Below are 20479 nucleotides of genomic sequence, written 5' to 3'. Positions count from 1 at the left end.
CCCATCCGCCATGCTCGTCACCCAACACCCAATCTTCCGCCGCTTCTGGTATCCCGTGATGCCAATCGCTGACCTCACCAGCGGCCCTAAGCCCTTTACGCTCCTCGGAGAGCTCCTGGTACTGTGGCTGACGGCAGAAGGAAAACCGGCGGCATTGCGCGATCGCTGCTGCCACCGTTCCGCCAAACTCTCCATGGGCATCGTGCAGAACGGCTGCGTGCGCTGCCCCTACCACGGCTGGGCCTACAACGCATCTGGGGCCTGTGCGAAGGTTCCCCAGCTCGATCCCGGTGCGGCGATTCCCAAGACCTACCGAGTCGAGGCGTTCCAGTGTGCTGAGCGCTACGGTTACGCCTGGGTCTGCCTGGCGGACGATCCGCTGCTGCCCCTGCCGGAAATTCCCGAAGCGGACGCCCCTGAAAACCGGCTGATTCCTCAGTTCTACGAGCCCTGGCAGTGCAGTGGCCTGCGGGTGATGGAGAACTCCTTCGACAATGCCCACTTCAGCATCGTCCACGCCGCATCCTTTGGGGTGACCGAGCAGCCGCAGCCGGTGAAGTCGGAGCTGGTGCCCTTGGAACTGGGCCTCAAAGCCTACGCCACTGTGCCCGTGGTCAACCCGCCGCTCCAGCAGCAGTTGCTCAACATTCCCGACAGCCTCACCCTACGAGAGATCGAGTCCACCTGGTATGTGCCCTTTAGCCGCACCCTGAAGATTACCTATCCCAACGGGCTGTTGCACCTGATCTTTACGGCAGCGACTCCGGTGGGCGATCGCACCTCCCAGATCGTCCAGTTCTGCATTCGCAACGACAGCGAAGCCGACGCCAAAGCCGCCGACATCATCGCCTTCGATCGCCAGGTGGTGAATGAAGACAAAGTGGTGCTGGAGTCCACCGACTACGACACCCCAGTGGATGTGGCGGTGGAGCAGCACATGCCCTCTGACCAGCCCGGCATCGTCATGCGACGGCAACTAGCGGCACTGATCAAGGCCCATGGATCGGGTCAACAGGGTCAGCGAATTTTGGCAGAGGTGTAGCGGTGCCTGCCGTGCGTCCAGCTATCCGACGCAATCGCAAACCAGGTCTATGGCTACCAATGAGTCAAGGATAAAATGAAGAAACCCCTTCACTAATCGGTCTACAGGCTATGAACATCCAGGATCCCCAAGCCAATCGTATGGCCCAGGAGTTAGCCGAACTCACAGGACAAAGCCTGTCCGATGCTATCAAAATGGCCTTGCAGCAAGCGCTTACCCAATTTAAAACCATGCAGGGTGCAACTCAGCCTAGACCTCTGGTTGAGCGGTTGAATGAAATTGCTCTGCGCTGTGCCGCTCTGCCTGATCGCGACCCCCGCGATCCAGACGAAATTTTGGGCTACGACGCTGATTAAGGCCAAGGGGTCGGTTCAAGGGGCTGGGCAAATTGTGACTAAAGAGCAATAAAAACCCTCCAGCATGTGGAGGGAAAGTGAAACCATCAGTTAGCCTCTCAATGACTAACTAGTCACCAATAGCTCTGATAACCCCATAAACGGCTAAACCTGCCAGCGCTCCAATGCCTGCCCCTACGGGACCTGCGGCAGCGCCAAAGCCAGCACCACCCCCAACCATACCGGCAGCTGTCATACCTGATGCGCTAACGACTCCATAACCTGCTGCTGCACCCCCAAAGCCTGAGAACAATGCTTGAAACATACTTCGTACCTCATGAAAAAAATTTACAGCTATCTTTAGACACCAATAACTGGAGCTAATCATTTCTAGCCGATCAAATGTATAAAATGCAACATCTGTTTTCGCTTGTTACGGAATCCACCTCATTTGTGAAGATGATTCCTGAGCTCTATGGCTTTTTCTCTAATCACGCAGCAACTTGATTAAGTGAATCTCGTTTTGCAGAAGGCGAGTCACCCAGCTTCCTAGAGTCCTTCGCCTTCCAATATTTCACCAAGTTGATACTCCGCAAATTTCGCCCATGCTTCCTCATGCTCTAGATCGGCCTGGCTGCGCGATTGGTAGAACTGCCGCAGTTGGGCATCAATTCTTTGATTGCGCCAGAGCCGCAGCGCTTCCTCAATCACCGCCGAACGGTTGTCCGAAAGGCGATCGATTTCATCCAAAAGTTCCGCATCCAACATGATCGAAACTTGCCGCTTATCTGGTGTAGTAGTCATTATCCCTCATCGGCACCAGGACCCTGTCTCTACTGTACCAACGCCCTGGCCGACATTCCAACCACCGCCCCCGCCACCCACTAAAATCTAAAATCCAAAATCCCCTGCCATGCAAACCCTGATCCAGTCCGTCCTCACCCTGCAAAACGGCACCCTCGAAGCGGTGGATGTCCTCTTGATGGGCGATCGCATTCACACCGTCGCCCCCGCCCATACCCTGCCCGTCGCGGCCCACCAGCGGCTGATCGACGGCAGCGACCGGCTACTGCTGCCGGGGTTTGTCAACGGCCACACCCATTCATCTCAAGTGTGGCAACGGGGGCTGATTCCCCAGCTCCCCCTGGAGCTGTGGCTGGCCAATGTGTTTGAGTCTACCCCCAGGCAGCTGGAGCAGTTCTACTGGGGGGCGGTGAGCACGGCGGTGGATACGCTGTTGTCGGGGGGCACCTGTGTCATGGACCACGCCTATGTGATTCCCGGACAGGAGATGGAAACGGTGGAGGCTCTGGTGCGGGGCTACAAAGCGGTGGGGATTCGGGCGGTGATTGCGCCCTTGATTCAAGATTTGCCCTTTGCCTCGGGGTTTCCGCAAGGGTGCCTGCTGCCCCAGGGGGCCTCGCCGCGATCGGCTGTAGCACTGCTGGGGATGATGGCGGACATCGTGACCACGTTCCACGACCCGGCTAACGGTATCTACATCGGCGTGGGGCCGACGGGGTTCCACCGATGTTCAGATCAGTTGCTAGCGGGTTGTCAGGAATTGAGCGATCGCCACCACCTCTGCTACCACACCCACCTGCTGGAAACCCGCGCCCAGCACCGCCTGGCCCAGGAGAGCTACGGCATTAGCGCTGTGCAACACCTGCACAATCTGGGCTGCCTCACCCCCCGCACCTCCGTAGCCCACGGCGTCTGGATCGACGAGGGGGATATTCAGATCCTGGCTGAGGCTGGGGCCACGTTGGTGCATAACCCGGTCAGCAACCTGCGCCTGGGCAGTGGGCTGGCCCCCATTCTGCGGTGCCGCCAACGGGGGCTCAACGTTAGCTTTGGCTGCGATGGGGCCGCCAGTAACGACGCCCAGAACCTGCTAGAAGCGATTAAGCTGGGCACGATTCTGCACCGGGTTGCCGATGACGATTACGACCACTGGCTCACCCCGGAGCAAACCCTACAGATGGCGACGGCTGGCGGGGCCAGGGGGGTGAATTTGGCCGATCGCACCGGCACCCTGGCCCCTGGCATGGCCGCTGATCTGGTGCTGTATAACCTCAATCATCCCTCTATGTTGCCCCGCAACCACCCCCTACAGTTGCTGGTGCTGGGCCGACCCACCGATGTGGTGGAAACGGTATGGGTTAACGGCAAGACAATTGTGGATCAAGGACAAGTACAGACCATCGATGTCAACGCTCTGCACCACATCCTGGCCCGCTCTGTTGGTGCCCAGGGCAATCAGCAGACTCAGCATCATCCGGTGGAACCCCACTACCGGCAAGTGATGATCCATGGACCAGGGGAAGGCCGCTGACCTGTCGAGTTATTCAGCGTCAGCATCGTCATCGTCATCGTCAAGCCCAGCGGGCAAATCGAATAGGGAGGCGATCGCCTCTCTGGACTGGCGCAAATCGTGGCTAGACAGCCGACCGGTTTCCGCATCGTTCACCACCAGGGTGTTTTGCTGCCCTTTGCCTTTTTCGGTGGCCGTCACCGTCAAAATGCCGCTCAGGTCAAAGTCAAAATGTACCTCCACCTGCACTGCACCGGCTGGTTTGGGGGGCAGCCCCTCGATCCGGAATGACCCGAGGGGAACGTTTTCCTGGGCCAGGGGGTTTTCCCCTTGGAACACTTCGACATCAACCGCTTCCTGCCTATCCATGGCCGTAAAATACACTTCAGAGCGGGAGGTGGGAATCACACTGTTGCGCGGAATAATCGTGCTAAACACCCCCGGCATCGGCCCCATGGGGGTATCCATCACCGCCGCAATCCCCAGGGAATGGGGGGTCACATCCACCAACACCGTCTCCACCTCGGCCCCGGACAAGACTCCAGCTTGCAAGGCCGCCCCCAGCCCCACACAGAGATCGGGCTCAAAACTGGTCACCGGGGTATTGGGCAAATGATCTTCCACCAAATGCTGCACCAGAGGAATGCGGGTGGAGCCCCCCACCAAAATTGCCCGGTCAATGTCATCAGCGGTCATACTGGCATCTTCCAGAGCCCGATCAATCGCCCCCAGGGTGTCTTTCAGCAGGGGTTTAATCAGGTTCTCAAAGTCTTCTCGGGCCATGTCAGTTTCCAGGTGCAGCGCCGTTTCCCCCTGGCTGACCAAAAAGGGCTCCCGCACCGTAGTAAAGGCGTGCTCGCTGAGGGCAATTTTGGCCTGTTCGGCCGCCTGTAGCAGCCGAGCCTGGGTGGCGGCATCGCTGGGCACCTCCACATTGTGGGTCTGGAAGAAGCGATCGGCCAGATGGCGTTGAAGCTGCCGGTCAAAGTCATCGCCGCCCAGGCGATTGTTGCCGTGGCTGGCCAGCACCTCGGTGACATCGCCAGTAATTTCAACGATAGATACATCAAAGGTACCGCCCCCCAGGTCATAAACCAGAACGGTTTCGGTTTCTTCGCTATTGACGTCAAAGACCAGGGCGGCGGCGGTGGGCTCATTCAGAATTTGCAGCACCTCAAAGCCAGCGATTTCCCCGGCTTCTTTGGTGGCCTGGCGCTGGGCATCGGTAAAGTAGGCGGGCACGGTGATCACGGCCTGGGTGACCGCCTCGTCTAGTACGGCTTCGGCCCGCTGCTTCAGCGATCGCAGCAAAATCGCAGAAATTTCCTGGGGTCGATAGGTGCGATCGTTCAGGGTAGCCGTGTAGTCGGTGCCCATTTGGCGCTTAATCGACTTGACGGTCCGCTCCGGGGCCGCAGCATACTGCCGTCGAGCCGCCTGTCCTACTAAAAGCTGCCCAGTGTCTGTCATGCCCACATAGGAGGGCAGCAAAAAGTCGCCCTCTTCATCGGGAATCACCCAGGGCTGTCCATTCTCTAAGGTGGCAATCACGGAATTGGTGGTGCCCAAGTCGATACCAACGACTGCGGTCATAAACGATATCCTTATGCGGCTGGACTATAGAGTTGGCGTTGAAACAGTTGGCGTTGAAACAGTTAAGCGAATCAATAAGGCAAGCGAAAACAGCTTTCAGCGATCGCCCCTAGGACGGCTCTGTCGGAGCCACGGCGACGATCACCTGGGCCTCCCGCAGCATCCGATCCTGCCAGCGGTAACCCCGTACCACCTCCTGCACCACGGTATTGGGCGGCACGCTAGGGTCGGGCTGCTGCCCCAGGGCATGCATGTGGCTGGGGTCAAAGGGCTGCCCCACAGCGGGCAAGGGGACGACCTGATGTTGGTCCAGCACGGTCAGCATCGACTCCCGGATCATGGCGATGCCGTCATGGGCGCTGGTGACGACGGTCTCCAGGCTGGCCGCCTCTGGGCCAGACTTCTGGAGATTGCCCAGTCCCAGACGTTGTAGCCAGCGCTGCCACCAGGCCTGGGGCTGGGCCGGGGTCGAGGTGGTCTGGGTGGCCTGGGCCTGTTGCCAGTGGTCAGCGGCGCGATCGAGGGCGTCTAAAATTGGCAATAAATCCTTCAGCAAGGCTTCTTGCTGTTTGCGCAGCTGGATTTTTTGAGTGGCCAGTTCTCGGGGCGATCGGGTCATGGGGCAACACGCTAAAAGGTCAGCAAGATTAGATCCTCTAAGGTAACATCCACCGAGCCCCTGACTCGCTGCTCCAGTTGAGTTACCAAGGCCTTATCCAGGTCGGCGGTAATTGGCTTAGGCGCAAAAAAGTCATCCAGCCCCTGGGGTGACTTGCGGAGGGTGTCGTAGGCGGCTCGAATCGCCTTGAATTCCTGGGGGTGGCTGTGGGCCGGAAATTCTTTGAGTTTGCGATGGTAAGCCGATTTGATTTCGGCGGGGGTGGCTCCGGGGGCGAGCCCTAACAGGTCGTGGGAATCAGACATGGCAGGCGACGATGAATAAAGGCAGAAGGCAGAAGGCAGAAGGCAGAAAATGAATTCCCTATCTCTCAAGGGCTTATTAGAGTTCGAACCAGGGTTTGCGCTTTTTCGACGATTTTCGCTTTTTACCGGGGGGCGGCAAGAAAAAGAAATCATCCTCCTCTTCCTCGTCGATCAAATCGTCCAGGCTGAAGGGCATATCATCCATAAAAGGATTGCCCGCTTGGCCCATAAACTCCAAAATCATTTGATCCAACACCTCAGGGGGCACATCCACCCCCAGGGCTTCCCGGGCCATACGCTTCAAAATATCCATCATATCGATCTGGCTGGGATCGCTGATTCGATTCAGCTGGTTACCCATCACCTTACGGGCCATGGCTTGGCTTTGCACCCAGTCCTGCCGCCGAAACGCCTCCAGAGCTTCGGCATCTTGGAGCTTGCGGGCCAGCTCAAACCCCTGGTCATAGTAGGTTTGGTAGTCCAGCGATCGGAAGGGATACAGGGTCGCCTGGGCCAACAACAGCAACGGGTTCTGGGGATCCTGCTCTAGTTGTTCGGCGATGAAGGGGGCAAGGGCCCGACTTTCAGCAAAAATTTGTAGCCGTAGCTGGGCCTGGGCAATCAGGCGACCGGGCTGGGCAGCTCGGCTCAGGGTAGCCTTTACAGCTGTAGCAAAGCGCTCGGCTGACAAATTACGCAGGGGCAATACCACCAGATGAGCCAGGTCTGCGGCTGGTGCTGTGGCCTTGAGCTCAATAATCTTCGTGAAATAATGACTTTGAACACCAGCGATACCCTTTTTGTTGCGCCTGGCGTGCAGCTGAATCACCCAATAAATGGCTTGTAAGATATCGACTTGTACGTCAGGGGGATGCGATCGCAGCAACTCATCCCACTGGGGCACGGCCACGGCTTGATCTAGGGTGATTTTTTGGCTACTACTAGGCGCATCGGTGGCGGCATCCAGAAAGATTTTCAGGGCTTGCACTGGGGGCGTGGGTTGGGGCTGCTGGTCTACAAAATCCGCCAGTAAATCATAATTTTGGAAAGCCAGAGCCTCAATCCACTCAGGCATATCCACCTCAGTTTCCACCCCCATGTCCCCGAAGGTCTTGCCAAACTTGCGGCGCACAGTTTTGATGGCATTTTTATCGCCGGTTTGCTTCAGGCCTTCTAGCAGCACCTGGTAGACTTCAGCAAATTGGCAGCCGCCCTCTAAGGCCTGGGTTAATTGCTCAATCGCCTCCGGCACCTTACCGGCTTCATAGGCCTGTAGCCCCTTGCGCCCAACCACCTCAGGGTGATCAGGCACCAGCTTTTCAGCTTTCCCTAGACTACGTTTGGCCTCTGAATAGCGCCGGGTGGCCATCTGTTTATCCGCCAGCCAACAGTACAACCGAGCCAGGGTAGAGGATAACCGCTCTTCGGGCCAAAGCTGAGGTTGCTGCTTGGCGTTGGCCTGCACCCAAGTCAGGAGCTGCTTGACCAGGTCTTGGGCTTCGTGATGTTCCCCCGTTGCCACCAGCACCGGGTACAACTGCACAGCTAGCTGCGGGTCAAACTCGGGTTGATCGACCACATGACTCCAAAAGGTGGCGGTGCAGCCTATCTCCCCTTGCTTCATGGCCTGGTCGCCAGCAAGCCGCATCAGGGGACCGGTTAGGGCTTGTAACTCGGGGTAGGCTGCCCTAACCTGCTCAGACAGGTCGAGCATGGCATGGGCGGCATCATGGAAATTTTCATGCCGTAACAGGTGCAATAGATCAAGCACCAGGGCCGTATCCCGTTGGGAGGCATCAAGCTGTTGCAGGTTGACCAGATCGGCCGGACTCTCCTGGCCATGGGCAGCCTGAACCACAGCTAGGGCTTGGACAGCGGCATGTTGCTGGGGTCTGATTCTGAACAGAGGGCTACCAAAGCTGCCCTGGCCCAGACCCAAGGCCCCTTTAGCCGCAGGCCAGTCCCCCAGTTGTTGATGGGCATAGCCGCTCCAAACAGCAACCTTATCCCCTGGGCTAGCAGGCCGTCCCATTTTCTTGAAGTGGGTTAGAGCGGCTTCAGGCTCCTGGGCTCGCAGCGCTAGGGCTCCCCTGGCCCAGTGCAGGTGGGGGGCCAAGAAGCGCTTGGCCTGGGCCTTAACCAGACGCTCCACAACATCGACTTGACCATTCAGCCACAACAATTTGAGGTAGCAGCCGCCAAACTCCTTCGGCAGAGTCTTATCGTCAAAGGCCTGCTGGAACAGATCCAGAGCCTCAACGACCTTTTGTTGAGCCAGTAGACACTTGGCGATCCAGTAATGGCTATCCCCATAGGACCCCAGGTCAAGGGCACTGCGGTAAGCGGTTTCGGCCTGCCCATAGCGCCCCTGCTCAAAGTCTTCCTCGCCCTGCCTTAGCCACAACTCGGCCTCGGTGAAACTGGGGGTGAGGTCGGGGTCGCGTTTCAGGGCTTGCTGTAGTTTGCGAATCGCCTTGGTGTATTGCCCTTGGGCCACTAAGGTTTGCAACTGCTTGTCCAGAGCTTTGCCCGAAGCCGTTAGCTGAGAGAGTTGTTGGCGGATTCCCTTACTTTTAGCCAAAATCAAACCTCCCTAAGGGCAGCAAACTGATGGCGCGGGATGGGTAAGGTTAGTCTTTATAAAAGCCCACCTAAACCGCGATCGCGCTTGAGTTAGGTCTATCGGGAAAGAACCAATCTAGGGCCTGGCTATTCCATGGCTCTCCCTCGCTCCAGGAACCCAGCGGGTCAAACCCATACGCTATACGGTACAGCGTAATAGATTTTATCAACCACCACAAATCACCCCACCACCCTTACCCTACTCTTCGAGAGCGGCACCGCCGAACGGGAAGCCGTTCTGCGTCTACACCCCATCTCCCCATCCCCCCATCTCCCCTACCCTCCGGGAAGCCGCTCCGCGTCTACACCCATCTCCCCATCTCCCCATCTCCCCCATCTCCCATCACCCCCATCGCCTGCTCAATCAGCGCCTCCGATGGCCGCCAGCGGTAGCGTTTCAGGTCCACCCGCCCCTTGGCATTAAACTCAATTCCTTCCTCTTCCAGGATCGCCCGTTGCAGGTAGTCGGTACCGTTGCGCAAGACCGAGTGCGACACCTCCCCCTTAGCATTGATTACCCGCTGCCAGGGGATATCATCAGCCATGTCCACCCGGTAGAGGGCGTAGCCCACCAGGCGCGGCTTGCCGATCAGCCCGGCCAGTTCAGCTACCTGGCCATAGGTGGCCACCTGCCCTGGGGGAATTTGGCGGACAATGGCGTAGATGCGATCGTAGGTGGTCATGGGCTATCGCTGGGGTTTAGCAAGGGGAGGGCAACGCAGGACCATGGTGGCAAAGTCAGCTACGGTTAGCACCTGATCAGGCTTATAGTCGTGGCTATCTTGGACAAAGCCCTGGGGCTGGTTCGTGTCAATGATTAGCGACCAGGGACGCTTTTGCACCGTGCGAGGAATGTTGAATTCCTGGGGCTCAGCTTGGGCATTGAATAGCAATAAGAAACTGTCATCGACAATGCGATCGCCCTGGTAGCTAGGGGCAATAAGCCCTTCACCGTTCAGGAAGACCGCGATCGCCTTGGCCTCGCCATCATGCCATTGCTCATCGCTAATTTCAGTACCGTCAGGGTTGTACCAGCCAATGTCATTCACCCCTGAGCCATGGATATCGCGCCCCTGGAACCAATGACGGCGAGACAAGTTGGGATGGTCACGGCGCAGGGCGATGATTTGGCGGGTAAAGTCCAGCAATTGCTGGTTATCCGGGTTCAGATCCCAGTCAAACCAGGCCAACTCACTGTCTTGGCAGTAGGTGTTGTTGTTGCCCTGTTGGGTGCGACCCAGTTCGTCGCCCCCTAAAATCATCGGTACCCCCTGGGAAAGAAACAGCGTGGTAATAAAGTTACGCTGCTGCTTTTGCCGTAGGGCCAGGATGTCAGGATCATCGGTCTCCCCTTCGGCCCCGCAGTTCCAGGAGCGGTTGTAGCTTTCCCCGTCCCGGTTGTCTTCTTGGTTAGCCTCATTGTGTTTTTCGTTGTAGCTAACTAAATCCCGCAGGGTAAAGCCATCATGGCAGGTAATGAAGTTAATGCTGGCGTGGGGCCGTTTGCCGTTGGCCTGGTACAGGTCAGAACTACCGGTAATCCGGAAGGCAAATTCCCCCAGGCGGCAGTCGTGGTCGCGCCAGAAATCGCGCATGGAGTCACGGTACTTGCCGTTCCACTCAGACCACAGCAGCGGAAAGTTACCCACCTGGTAGCCCCCTTCCCCCAGGTCCCAGGGTTCGGCAATCAACTTGGTAGTGGAAAGTACCGGGTCCTGGTGAATGATGTCAAAGAAGGCGGCCAGACTATCAACGTCGTACAGTTCTCGGGCCAGAGCGGAAGCTAAATCAAACCGGAAGCCGTCGACGTGCATTTCTAGCACCCAGTAGCGCAGGCTATCCATGATTAGCTTTAACACCTGGGGATGGCGCACGTTGAGGGAATTGCCGCAGCCCGTGAAATCCATGTAGTAGCGCAGGTCATCTTCCACCAGCCGATAATAGGCGGCGTTGTCGATACCCCGGAAGGATAGGGTAGGGCCTAAGTGGCTACCTTCCCCAGTGTGGTTGTAAACCACGTCTAAGATCACCTCAATTCCGGCCTGGTGCAGGGTCTTGACCATGTGCTTAAACTCCTTCACCTGGCCACCCGCCCAACCGACCGCGCTGTAGCCGCCATAGGGGGCAAAGTAGCCAAGGGAATCATAGCCCCAGTAGTTGCGCAAACCCGTACCAGCCAAGTGCCCAGGAAACGCATGGAAGTGATGCACAGGTAACAGCTCGACAGCGGTGATGCCCAGGGTTTTGAGATATTCAACCATCACCGGGTGGGCCAATCCGGCATAGGTACCCCGCAGTTCGTTAGGAATATCGGGATGGCGCTGGGTGAGCCCCTTGACATGGGTTTCGTAGATGACGGTGTGGTGCCAGGGGGTGTCGGGATGGCGATCGCCCTCCCAGTCAAAGCTGGTATCTACCACTACCCCTTTGGGCACGTAGGTCGCACTGTTGGTGGTGGAAAAAGTGAGGTCGGTATCATCGTCGGCGATCGCCCCCATTTCGTAGCCAAAAATCGATGGATCTAGCCGCACATCACCATCTAGGGCATAGGCATAGGGATCAATCAGCAGCTTATGGGCATTGAAGCGCTGCCCTTCCTCTGGATCGTAAGGGCCATGTACCCGATAGCCATAGCGTTGTCCTGGCTCTACCCCCACCACATAGCCATGCCACACATAGTTTTCCACCTCCGGCAGGGGGACCCGGATCTCTTGACCAGCCCCGTTAAACAAACATAAGTCCACTGCCGTGGCATTTTCAGAAAACAACGCAAAGTTCGTGCCCTTACCATCCCAGGTGGCCCCCAGGGGGTGAGAACGTCCTGGCCAGACTTGCATTCCCATAGTGATGGCTGGTTCCTATCGACAACGATCTTTTCTCAGAGTAACAGGCGAAGTTTGTTCCTCGTTAGGGAAAGGGGTCCTGTCTTCCGGCCCTAGCCAGCGGGGTTACTTATAAATCTTTTATAGTTTTGCGATATTCTCGGTCCATCAACATGTGAGTCGTCTCTGTCCCTACTGATGCAAAGGCGTTTGACCTCATTACTTAAACTTAAATCTAGGATTGGTGAACCATGCCTCTCGTAACCCGTTGTGCGGCTGAATTTCTGGGAACCTTGTGGCTAGTGCTGGGCGGTTGTGGTAGCGCCGTTTTGGCCGCCATCTTTTTAGACGGTACCGGTGCTATTAACCTGGGCCTGGGCTTCTTGGGCGTTTCTCTGGCCTTTGGCCTGACTGTACTAACCATGGCCTACGCCATTGGCCACATTTCTGGCTGTCACTTGAACCCAGCGGTGTCCTTTGGCCTCTGGGCTGGGGGGCGTTTCCCCAGCAGCGAACTGTTACCTTATATTGTGGCTCAGGTATTAGGGGCGATCGTAGCCGCTGGCATTGTTTATTTGATTGCCCTGGGGCAACCAGGGTTTGCCATTGACCCCTCCAGCGGCAACCCCCTGGCCACCAATGGGTTTGGGATGCATTCCCCCGGGAACTTCAGCCTGTTTGCGGCGTTTCTCTGTGAAGTGGTGATGACCTTCTTTTTCGTGATGATCATCATGGGGGCCACCGATACCCGAGCCCCAGCCGGGTTGGCCCCGATCGCGATTGGGATGGCCCTCACCCTGATTCACCTGATAAGCATTCCGGTCACCAATACTTCGGTAAACCCAGCCCGCAGCACGGGTCCAGCTCTGTTTGTGGGAGGTGATGTGTTAGGACAGCTTTGGCTGTTCTGGGTAGCGCCCATTCTAGGAGCCTTGCTGGCTGGCTGGGTCTATGCCACCCTGTTTGAACCCAGACGCGATCAGGCCACCCCCGTCAACAAGGTGGTGTAGGCCGTATCCTGCTTGTTACCCTGCGTTATTTGCCGTAAACAGTCACCATCACTTGGCGCTGCCGGGCTTTGATGTCGCATTCTAGATAGAAGATCTGCTGCCAGGTTCCCAGCACGAGCTGCCCCTGGGCGACCAGTACCGTCAGGGATGGGCCTAACCAAGTGGCCATGTCTCCATGACCTTCCGTCGGTAAACTAATGGTGTCTTGATAAACCATAGCCCTCTCTCCGTTTTAGCAACTTAACTTTCGATCCTACCGATCCGACCATGGGAAACAAACGAGTACTCGGCCACGTCAGTCGACCAACCATTCCTGATACTGATATCTGGTCCCTAGAACCTGGCCACCTGCGTAAGTGAACTCATCGGTAAATCGACACACCAGCCAGCGATGCGATCGCCCTATCCGCTGGATGACTCAACTGGCTTTAGGCTTTTGCCTTGCCTTGATCGGTGCCGGGCTACCAGCGCAGTCCCTGGCCCCACCGCCTACCCTCACCCCAGATTTAGCCGACTTTCCCTTGGTGCAGTCCTACAATCTGGGGGAAGTGACCATCAGCCAGCAGGGGGTGGCAGCACCATTTCACACCATGCCCATCCCCCTGACAGGCGCGATCGCAGTCCCCGATGGGCCTGGCCCTTTTCCCTGGGTGCTACTGCTGCATGGTCGCCATCCCGGCTGTCACTTTGCCGATGGGGACGACAGCCAGTGGCCCTGTCCGCCGGGGACAGAAACCCGCTATGACTGGGGCTTGGCTTACCTGGCCCAAGCACTGGCTGAGGCGGGGTACGGGGTGCTAGTGCCCAACCTGAATGGGGCCTTTGCCGATACCCATGGGGCTACCGCTGCCAACCGCAGTACCCTGGCGGACCAGCGCAGTGGCCAGATCATTGAAGCTCATCTTACCCGGCTAGAGGCCGCCCATCGGGGTGAGCCTGGGGGGTTTGACCTGTCCCTTGAAGGCCAGGTGGATGACTCAAAACTGGCGGTGGTAGGCCATTCCATGGGGGGCGGTGCAGCAGCGTTGTGGGCCTCAGGGCGGACCCAAGTCAACCCCGCCGAGAAGACCTTGACACCATCGGCCCTGGTGCTAGTTGCCCCCACCCGCAGCCAGCCAGTTAGCGATCGCCCCGATGTGTTTCAGCTACCGGATGTGCCTACCGCTGTACTGATGGGAGGCTGCGATCGCGACATCTTTGATTTCAGCAGCCTCTACTATCTGGAAACCGCTCGCCAAGACTCGGCCCGCACCACTCCAGCCATTGGTGTGCTGCTGTGGGGGGCCAACCACAATTTCTTTAACGCCGCTGTCGCCCCAGACGACTACTATCGCCAACCCAACCATGGGGATCTCTGTGATCCCCAGCGATCGGCCTACCGCTTATCTCGGGTGGTGCAAGAAGATGTACTGAGTCAATACATCATCACCTTTCTCCAGGCGGTGTGGTCAGAGCCCACCGACCGCCACTCATTAGCCACCTTAGGCCTCGCCCCCGACCGGGCCGCCCCCAGCCACCTCCAGGGCCTGTCAATCGCCACGCACCTGGTCTTACCCACCACCCACCGCTGCACCGTATTCAACGCTGAGACTAGCCCAGATCAACTCCCCCAACCAAGCCCAGGACTCACCCTCCACCGCTGCCCCAGCTTTGCCGCCTGCGCCGACAGACCTCGCCCCTACCCCAAATTTCCCGGCGTACTAGTCCTCGACTGGGCTACCCCTGCAGAACAGCTCCATTTTCCCCTACCAAGCGTCCCGATCAACGCCTTTGACAGCCTAGAGCTCAGGCTCGCCATGAATGCCAACTTTACCGACTCAAAGGTGGCCCTGGGCCTGATTTTGCAAGATCAGCAGGGTAAAGCGGTGCGGGTCGATATCCCGGTCACCGCCCCGGCCTTGCGTCAGTTTTCCGAGAAAGCCACCTCAGGTCACACCTACCCAACGGCCTTGCGTGTACCCCTCCAGCAGTTCCATGGCGTCGATCTAACCGCCTTAGAGTCTCTAACCATTGTCTTTGACCAAGCTTCCCCAGGTCGCCTTTACCTATCAACGATTGACTTCGTCCGCCGCTAAAGATCAGCAAATCCTGTTTACAACAGACAGCCTGGTGCTGGGTGGCAGGTGCTGGGCGTTAGGTATCAGGCATGGTTGGCCGACCGATGCCGCAGAGTACTCATTTATTATCTATCCTGCGGCGCATAGGTATAGCCCTTTTGCCTTTTGCTACCCTGGCAAGCGCTCCAGGAAGCGTCGCAGTCGGATTTTCGCCAATACATAGACTGGGAACTGATAGTGTTCTGCCATTAGCCAGCCCACCATAGTGCCATGAGCCGCCAGGGTAATCAGAGCCCACACTAAGGACCAGTTCACCTCGGTCGTATTCTCCAAAGGCGGAAACAGGTACCCCCCTAGCGCCACAATCCCAGCGGGCAATACAACCAGCGCTAAACCAACCACCCAGAGGGTGACCGTAATATCAGTGCGGCCCTGATGTAGGGCTTGCCAGCGCCAGCCTTGCCAACGCCAGCCCATGGGTTGAACCCCATCCACCACATGGATAGTTTGCTGTTCAAGATTAGCTTCAAAAATATGGCGGCAGAAGCTACAGGCATAGGCATCCATCAAGGCCATGACCTCTAACTGCCCATGGCGACAGACCGGGCAGTCATAAGTTTCACCGGCTTCTAAGTCTAAGGCTCGATGATGTCGAGCACCTGATGTTGCGATTCGGCTACCGGCTCTGCCCATACGCTTCTCCCCAGACGGCCTGTCTAGGCTCTTCCTATACCAAGGCTTATATCAGCCTATCGTGAAAGTCTGTTTACCGCACAGCCAGCATGCGGAGTTTCCTAAAGCGTGCTCACCATAGACGCGCCAATGCTGCGGGTGTAGTCTCGACCGTCATAGGTCAACACTATCATGGGTTCCTGAGCCGACATATCAATCGCTTTCACCCGAATTCGACCGCCTGCCAGCATATCCCCTTGGCTGACCCGACGACTGACGGTGCTGCCTGGCTCAGTCACAATCACACTCACACTGCTGCCCACCTGCACGGCACCGCTAATCACCACCTGGTCAATCAAGCTTTGAAAGGTGGGACTACCAGTCGGGGCAACAGCAACGGTTTGACTGTCCTGGGGCACACTACCCGGGACAAGGGACGGGGGCAGAATAGGCAATGCCCCTTGGGGTAAGGGGGGCAAGGCTTGGGTCGTCACAGGAGTCACAGGAGAAACTGTCGGGGAGGGGGGCTGAGCCGTTGCAGTTGGGGCTTGGGCTGTGGGGGTAGCAGGGGTAGCTGCGGCCACAACAGGCTGAGGTCGGCTCGGTGCTCGGGTGGGTACAATCACCGGAGAAAATGGATCGGGGCGTCCGGCGGTAACGGTTTCAACTCTGGCTTGAGATGACGTAGATTGGAGCAGACTAGGATCCGCTAGCTGGATAGATGGCGATGCCGCTTGAAAGAAGGGCTCTGACTCAAAAACAGGGGCCGCTGCATCTATATCAGTAGGCTCACCGAACACCGCCGGGTCAGCTCCCGTCGTGGTCTCCGAGTCACTCTGCATCAGCTTGAAAGTCGCCCCACCCAACGATGCTGCGACGACAATTCCAGCAATCACCAGGTAGAGCTTACGGTTGTTAGCGTTCCTCGGCTGTTCGGCCTGAGGGGTTGCAGAATAAGTCATTCGTCATCTCCCCACACGTTGTTCATAACAATAGCGAATTCCACCAAAAATGGAACACGCTCTTTTGAGTGAGTAGAGAACAGATCCTACCGAGGTAGAGCAGCCGCCTGTCCTTGACGTTTTTGCTGGGCGGCTTGCAGCTGTAAAAGCAGGGCTTCGGCTTCGGCCTGCAAATGTAGTAACTCCACCTGCTGATCGGGCAAGTAAGGGGACTGACGCAGCTCGACCCAACAAATTTTGTCATCGGCGGCTGGAGACCGGTCAACGGCAGCCTGATGAGATGTCGGATCGCCATGGGTCTTATCCAATGCCGCCTGAAGCGAGGCAACGGTATTGGCAGACGCAGATTGAGAGACATCGCGGTTGTCTACAGGGGCATTCATGGCACAACCATAGGAATATGTACTTAGTAAAACGTTAAGGCATTTTTACATCCTTGTCCAGAAAACTATCTTAGGGTAAAGGACCCAAATCAGGGAGCTAAATCTAGATCAGTTCTTATCTTAATCCGGCCTTTTAATCCGGCCTCAAGGCCATTCCCCCAGCCCTCCGTTTTCCTGGTTTGTTGGGTTGGGTTGTGGGTACTCTCTAGCGGGGACTTGGCCAGTGGCCCAAAGCCGACATTTATCGTTTTGTCCCCCTTTCCAGTCGTGTGTCCTAGGGCACGGTAAACTAGAAAATAACAAATTTGGCTAAAGATTGCCTAAATCAATTAGCCTTTGGCCTCTAGAGCATCATATCTGTTACTTTATCGTGACCATTAGCGTATCTCCTTCCGTCATCACCTCTGACCTTGCTGCGTCCACGGCCCATCGCGCTGCTTCGGCGGGGATACAGGCTTGGCCAGGGTTGATTGAAGCGTACCGGGCTTACCTGCCGGTGTCTGCTCAAACCCCTGTGGTCACCCTGTGCGAAGGGAATACCCCTTTGATTGCCATGCCCGCCTTGGCCGATCGCATCGGTCAGGGGGTCAAAGTCTGGGTGAAATACGATGGCCTCAACCCCACCGGCAGCTTTAAAGACCGGGGGATGACCATGGCCGTTTCTAAAGCCAAAGAAGATGGTGCTGAAGCCGTGATTTGCGCCAGTACAGGCAACACGTCGGCGGCGGCGGCGGCCTATGCTCGTCGGGGTGGGATGCGGGCCTTTGTGTTAATTCCTGATGGCTATGTGGCCTTGGGCAAGCTGGCCCAAGCCTTGCTGTATGGGGCAGAGGTATTGGCTATCAATGGTAACTTTGACGACGCCCTGCACATGGTGCGCGAGTTAGCCAAAGATTATCCAGTGACTCTAGTTAACTCGGTGAACCCTTATCGGCTAGAAGGGCAAAAGACTGGGGCCTTTGAGGTGGTAGATGCCATGGGGGATGCCCCTGACTGGCTATGCATTCCGGTGGGCAATGCTGGCAACATTACCGCCTATTGGATGGGCTTTTGCGAGTATCACCAGCAGGGTAAGTGTAGTCGCTTGCCTAAAATGATGGGCTTTCAGGCGGCCGGGGCGGCTCCGCTGGTGAACGGCCATGTGGTCAGCGATCCCCACACCATTGCCACGGCCATCCGCATCGGTAACCCCGCCAGCTGGCAGCCAGCCGAAGCGGTGCGGGACGCTAGCCAAGGGGCCTTTAACGCCGTCACCGATGAAGAGATTTTAGAGGCTTACCGCATCCTGGCGTTGGAAGGGGTATTTTGTGAACCCGCCAGTGCCGCCTCGGTGGCTGGTCTGCTGAAGGTGAAGGACCAGGTTCCCGCTGGGGCTAATGTGGTCTGTGTGCTGACTGGCAATGGTCTGAAGGATCCTGATACGGCCATTCAGCACAGCAACAACCAGGTTAAGGCCGGGCTCAACCCTGATCCGGTTACCTTGGCCAAAGCGATGGGGTTTTAGCCCGCTTCTGGGAAATGGTCTTCCCGAGGGTGGACGCAGCCCAACTTATGGAAACTACAGTTTTCCTAGAAGTCTGTTTAGTCAGCAATTCTCATTTTGGGTCGCTATCGTTCGGCCTGAGCGTGTCGAAGGCCATAACCCTGCGCTGTAGACGCAGAAACAGGCTTGCTCCCTCAGGGAGCCCCTACGTGTTTCATGTCGCTTGCGAAACGACAAGCTCAGCCTGACCGGTACCACCTTCTCTCAGAAATAATAATGAGAATTGCTGCTGTTTAGTTGACTAACCCTGGCTGTCTCCTGCAATCTGTTCCCTACAAAAGACTATTGAGGCCAGATGGTGCGGCTAGGACGACAATGTTGAAACGTTTCGTGCCAATCGACCACCCGGCCAATCACCGCGATCGCGGGGGCTTCAAACCCGGTGGCAGCGACCTGTTCCACAATCGTCCCTAGGGTGCCGATTAACGTTTCCTGTTGGGGATGGGTGCCCCAACGGATCAGCGCAATGGGGGTTTCGGGGCTGAGGTCAGCCTTCAGCAACTCCCGGGTGATTGGCCCCAGGTTGCGAATGCCCATGTAGATCACCAGGGTTTCAGACCCGTGGGCTAGGGCTGGCCAATTTACCTGGGGGCGATATTTTCCGGCGGCTTCGTGACCGGTGACAAAGGTGACCGACGAACTCTGGTCCCGGTGGGTAATGGGGATACCGGCATAGGCCGGTACCGCCACCCCAGCGGTAATGCCCGGCACCACTTCCACCTCAATCCCCGCTGCAACCAGGGCGGCCATTTCTTCCCCGCCCCGACCAAAGACAAATGGATCGCCGCCTTTAAGCCGGACGATCACCGCCTGTCCTTTGGCTTTTTCAATAATCAAGTTATTAATGTCAGGCTGCACCATGGAATGGCGACCACGGCGCTTGCCAGCGTTAATCACCTCCGCCTGAGGGTTAATCATGCCCAGGATGGGGGCACTAACCAGGGCATCATGAATGACCACATCGGCACATTCCAACAGCCCTTTGCCTTTGAGGGTAAACAGGCCAGGGTCCCCAGGGCCAGCACCCACAAGATAGACCTTGCCATAGGTAATGTCCCCATCGGGTCGAGCGGCTGTTGGCACCATAGAATGTTAAGAAAATCTGAGAACAGCACTCTAGCATATTAGCGAAGCAGCCAGCGATCGCCCCAAGCCCCACAGCCCAAGATACGCCCCTAAGAGACGAGAGGGGTATGCAGCTGATGCCTAAACGCGACCCGTTTCATCGGCATCGCCTGGGCGCCTTTGGGCGGCACCCGATGCAGCGCCAAATCAATCACTAGGTTGGCCAAGTCTTGGGAGGGACCCAGGGGTGGCAACAGATGAAATCCTAACTGGGGAAATCGCTCCGCCAGTTCTTCGGTGGCGTGGGTAATGGCATCGGTGAGACTACCCGTAAATAAGAAGTAGGGCAAAATGGCCAAACGCTGCACCCCAGACTGCATCAACTGCACTACCTGGGTTTCAAGCTGGGGAGCCACCGACCAAAAAGCCGCCGCTCCCCCCAGGGAGCGCGCTAGCGCCTGAATCGGGGCATTGCCCCCAGGGCGACGACTACCATGGGCCAGCAGCAGTAGCGATTCTGTATCTGTGGACTTGAGCCGCTGGCGCAGCAGGTTAGCCATACCGGGATGCCCCCCCAGGTGAGTACAGATGTCCAAGGTGATGTCGGGAACAGCCCCTTGGGCCTGGTTCACCTGGGCTGGAATGTCATCCATCACGTGGACGCCTTTCAACAGAAACAGAGGCACAATACAGAGCTTGGTGACTCCCATCGCCCTAGCCCGGCGGCTAAAGTCAATCACCTGCTGGTGCAACGGTAAGCTGGTGGCCTCTAAGCAGGCCGTACCCACCAGGGGCATATGGGTTTGCTGGTGACTGGCATCTTGGCCAGTGAGCACCTCATAGGCGTGCGATCGTGCCGTAGACCGGGGACGCCTAGTCGTCAGCTCCGACAACGAAGATCTAGCGTAAGCCACCATCACGCCACTGCGGTTGGGGTTATCAACGGCTTGCACCAGAGGCGATCGCCCTGGAGGACCAGTTACCGCTTGGCGTACAAACTGGGCTAAGTGCTCCAGAGCTTGCCCCGGCCGTGGATCACGGCTACCGTGGGAAACTAAAAGATACGCTGTGGAGGGGGATGCAGACACAAGTCAAACCTGAAAATTGATGGGCCACCGAGCGAACAGAGCACCTG

The 20479-nt window shown here is 57.2% G+C and carries 18 protein-coding genes and 1 pseudogene; 6 read left to right on the top strand and 13 right to left on the bottom strand.

The annotated features are described in order from the left end of the window. The first annotated feature begins 10 nt into the window (after positions 1–10). Together E1H13_RS08845 and E1H13_RS08840 are read left to right on the top strand one after the other, a co-directional pair. The gene (locus tag E1H13_RS08845) at positions 11–1042 is read left to right on the top strand and encodes an aromatic ring-hydroxylating dioxygenase subunit alpha (RefSeq protein WP_169613046.1); all 1032 of its coding nucleotides are present in this window, start codon (positions 11–13) and stop codon (positions 1040–1042) included. A 110-nt stretch (positions 1043–1152) separates the two neighbouring features. Then, positions 1153–1398 carry a type II toxin-antitoxin system VapB family antitoxin gene (locus E1H13_RS08840; RefSeq protein WP_169613045.1) on the top strand — a complete coding sequence of 82 codons (246 nt, stop codon included), beginning with the start codon at positions 1153–1155 and terminating at the stop codon, positions 1396–1398. A 528-nt stretch (positions 1399–1926) separates the two neighbouring features. Here E1H13_RS08840 and E1H13_RS08835 read toward each other — a convergent pair. Beyond that, positions 1927–2181, bottom strand: coding sequence for a ribbon-helix-helix domain-containing protein (locus E1H13_RS08835; protein ID WP_169613044.1), 255 nt, complete (start codon positions 2179–2181; stop codon positions 1927–1929). A gap of 109 nt (positions 2182–2290) precedes the next feature. On the opposite strand from E1H13_RS08835, the gene E1H13_RS08830 reads away from it, so the two are divergent. After that, positions 2291–3712 (top strand): amidohydrolase, encoded by a 1422-nt coding sequence (locus E1H13_RS08830; RefSeq protein ID WP_169613043.1) that lies wholly within the window; start codon positions 2291–2293, stop codon positions 3710–3712. 9 nt (positions 3713–3721) lie between these two features. Here the strand turns inward: E1H13_RS08830 and E1H13_RS08825 are convergent, their stop codons facing one another. From E1H13_RS08825 to glgX, 6 genes are all read right to left on the bottom strand, one after another. Next, entirely contained in the window at positions 3722–5284 is a 1563-nt protein-coding gene (locus E1H13_RS08825; protein ID WP_169613042.1) for an Hsp70 family protein, read from the bottom strand. Between the two features lie 109 nt (positions 5285–5393). After that, positions 5394–5903, bottom strand: coding sequence for a nucleotide exchange factor GrpE (locus tag E1H13_RS08820; protein ID WP_169613041.1), 510 nt, complete (start codon positions 5901–5903; stop codon positions 5394–5396). Positions 5904–5914: 11 nt separating this feature from the next. Continuing rightward, complete coding sequence (locus E1H13_RS08815) at positions 5915–6208, bottom strand: DnaJ domain-containing protein (protein ID WP_169613040.1); 294 nt, start codon at positions 6206–6208, stop codon at positions 5915–5917. A 76-nt stretch (positions 6209–6284) separates the two neighbouring features. After that, complete coding sequence (locus E1H13_RS08810) at positions 6285–8789, bottom strand: tetratricopeptide repeat protein (protein WP_206070252.1); 2505 nt, start codon at positions 8787–8789, stop codon at positions 6285–6287. 343 nt (positions 8790–9132) lie between these two features. Then, complete coding sequence (locus E1H13_RS08805; RefSeq protein WP_169613039.1) at positions 9133–9513, bottom strand: MGMT family protein; 381 nt, start codon at positions 9511–9513, stop codon at positions 9133–9135. A 3-nt stretch (positions 9514–9516) separates the two neighbouring features. Further along, a complete protein-coding gene (gene glgX, locus E1H13_RS08800) occupies positions 9517–11673 on the bottom strand; it encodes a glycogen debranching protein GlgX (protein ID WP_169613038.1) in 2157 nt (718 codons plus the stop codon). Between the two features lie 230 nt (positions 11674–11903). Between glgX and aqpZ the strand changes: the two genes are divergently transcribed. Then, positions 11904–12662, top strand: a complete 759-nt coding sequence (gene aqpZ / locus E1H13_RS08795; protein WP_169613037.1) for an aquaporin Z — start codon at positions 11904–11906, stop codon at positions 12660–12662. Positions 12663–12687: 25 nt separating this feature from the next. On the opposite strand, the pseudogene E1H13_RS08790 reads toward aqpZ, so the two are convergent. Further along, a pseudogene (locus E1H13_RS08790) lies at positions 12688–12843 on the bottom strand (YjbQ family protein); the annotation flags it as partial. 175 nt (positions 12844–13018) lie between these two features. On the opposite strand from E1H13_RS08790, the gene E1H13_RS08785 reads away from it, so the two are divergent. Next, entirely contained in the window at positions 13019–14737 is a 1719-nt protein-coding gene (locus E1H13_RS08785; RefSeq protein ID WP_169613035.1) for a hypothetical protein, read from the top strand. A gap of 150 nt (positions 14738–14887) precedes the next feature. Here the strand turns inward: E1H13_RS08785 and E1H13_RS08780 are convergent, their stop codons facing one another. From E1H13_RS08780 to E1H13_RS08770, 3 genes are all read right to left on the bottom strand, one after another. Beyond that, a complete protein-coding gene (locus E1H13_RS08780) occupies positions 14888–15412 on the bottom strand; it encodes a hypothetical protein (RefSeq protein ID WP_169613034.1) in 525 nt (174 codons plus the stop codon). 101 nt (positions 15413–15513) lie between these two features. Beyond that, positions 15514–16353, bottom strand: a complete 840-nt coding sequence (locus E1H13_RS08775; RefSeq protein WP_169613033.1) for a hypothetical protein — start codon at positions 16351–16353, stop codon at positions 15514–15516. Between the two features lie 86 nt (positions 16354–16439). Continuing rightward, positions 16440–16736: a hypothetical protein gene (locus E1H13_RS08770; protein ID WP_169612977.1), complete on the bottom strand. Its 297-nt coding sequence runs from the start codon at positions 16734–16736 to the stop codon at positions 16440–16442. 397 nt (positions 16737–17133) lie between these two features. Here E1H13_RS08770 and thrC point away from each other — a divergent pair, with 397 nt between their 5' ends. Further along, entirely contained in the window at positions 17134–18240 is a 1107-nt protein-coding gene (thrC, locus tag E1H13_RS08765; protein WP_169613070.1) for a threonine synthase, read from the top strand. 321 nt (positions 18241–18561) lie between these two features. On the opposite strand, the gene cobA is transcribed toward thrC, so the two are convergent. Next, positions 18562–19365: a uroporphyrinogen-III C-methyltransferase gene (cobA, locus tag E1H13_RS08760; protein WP_169613032.1), complete on the bottom strand. Its 804-nt coding sequence runs from the start codon at positions 19363–19365 to the stop codon at positions 18562–18564. An 89-nt stretch (positions 19366–19454) separates the two neighbouring features. Next, entirely contained in the window at positions 19455–20432 is a 978-nt protein-coding gene (locus E1H13_RS08755; RefSeq protein WP_169613031.1) for a sirohydrochlorin chelatase, read from the bottom strand. Positions 20433–20479 lie beyond the last annotated feature (47 nt).

It is taken from the genome of Nodosilinea sp. P-1105 (genome assembly GCF_012911975.1).
Lineage (GTDB): Bacteria > Cyanobacteriota > Cyanobacteriia > Phormidesmidales > Phormidesmidaceae > Nodosilinea.
This window is presented reverse-complemented; position numbering and strand designations above follow the sequence as displayed.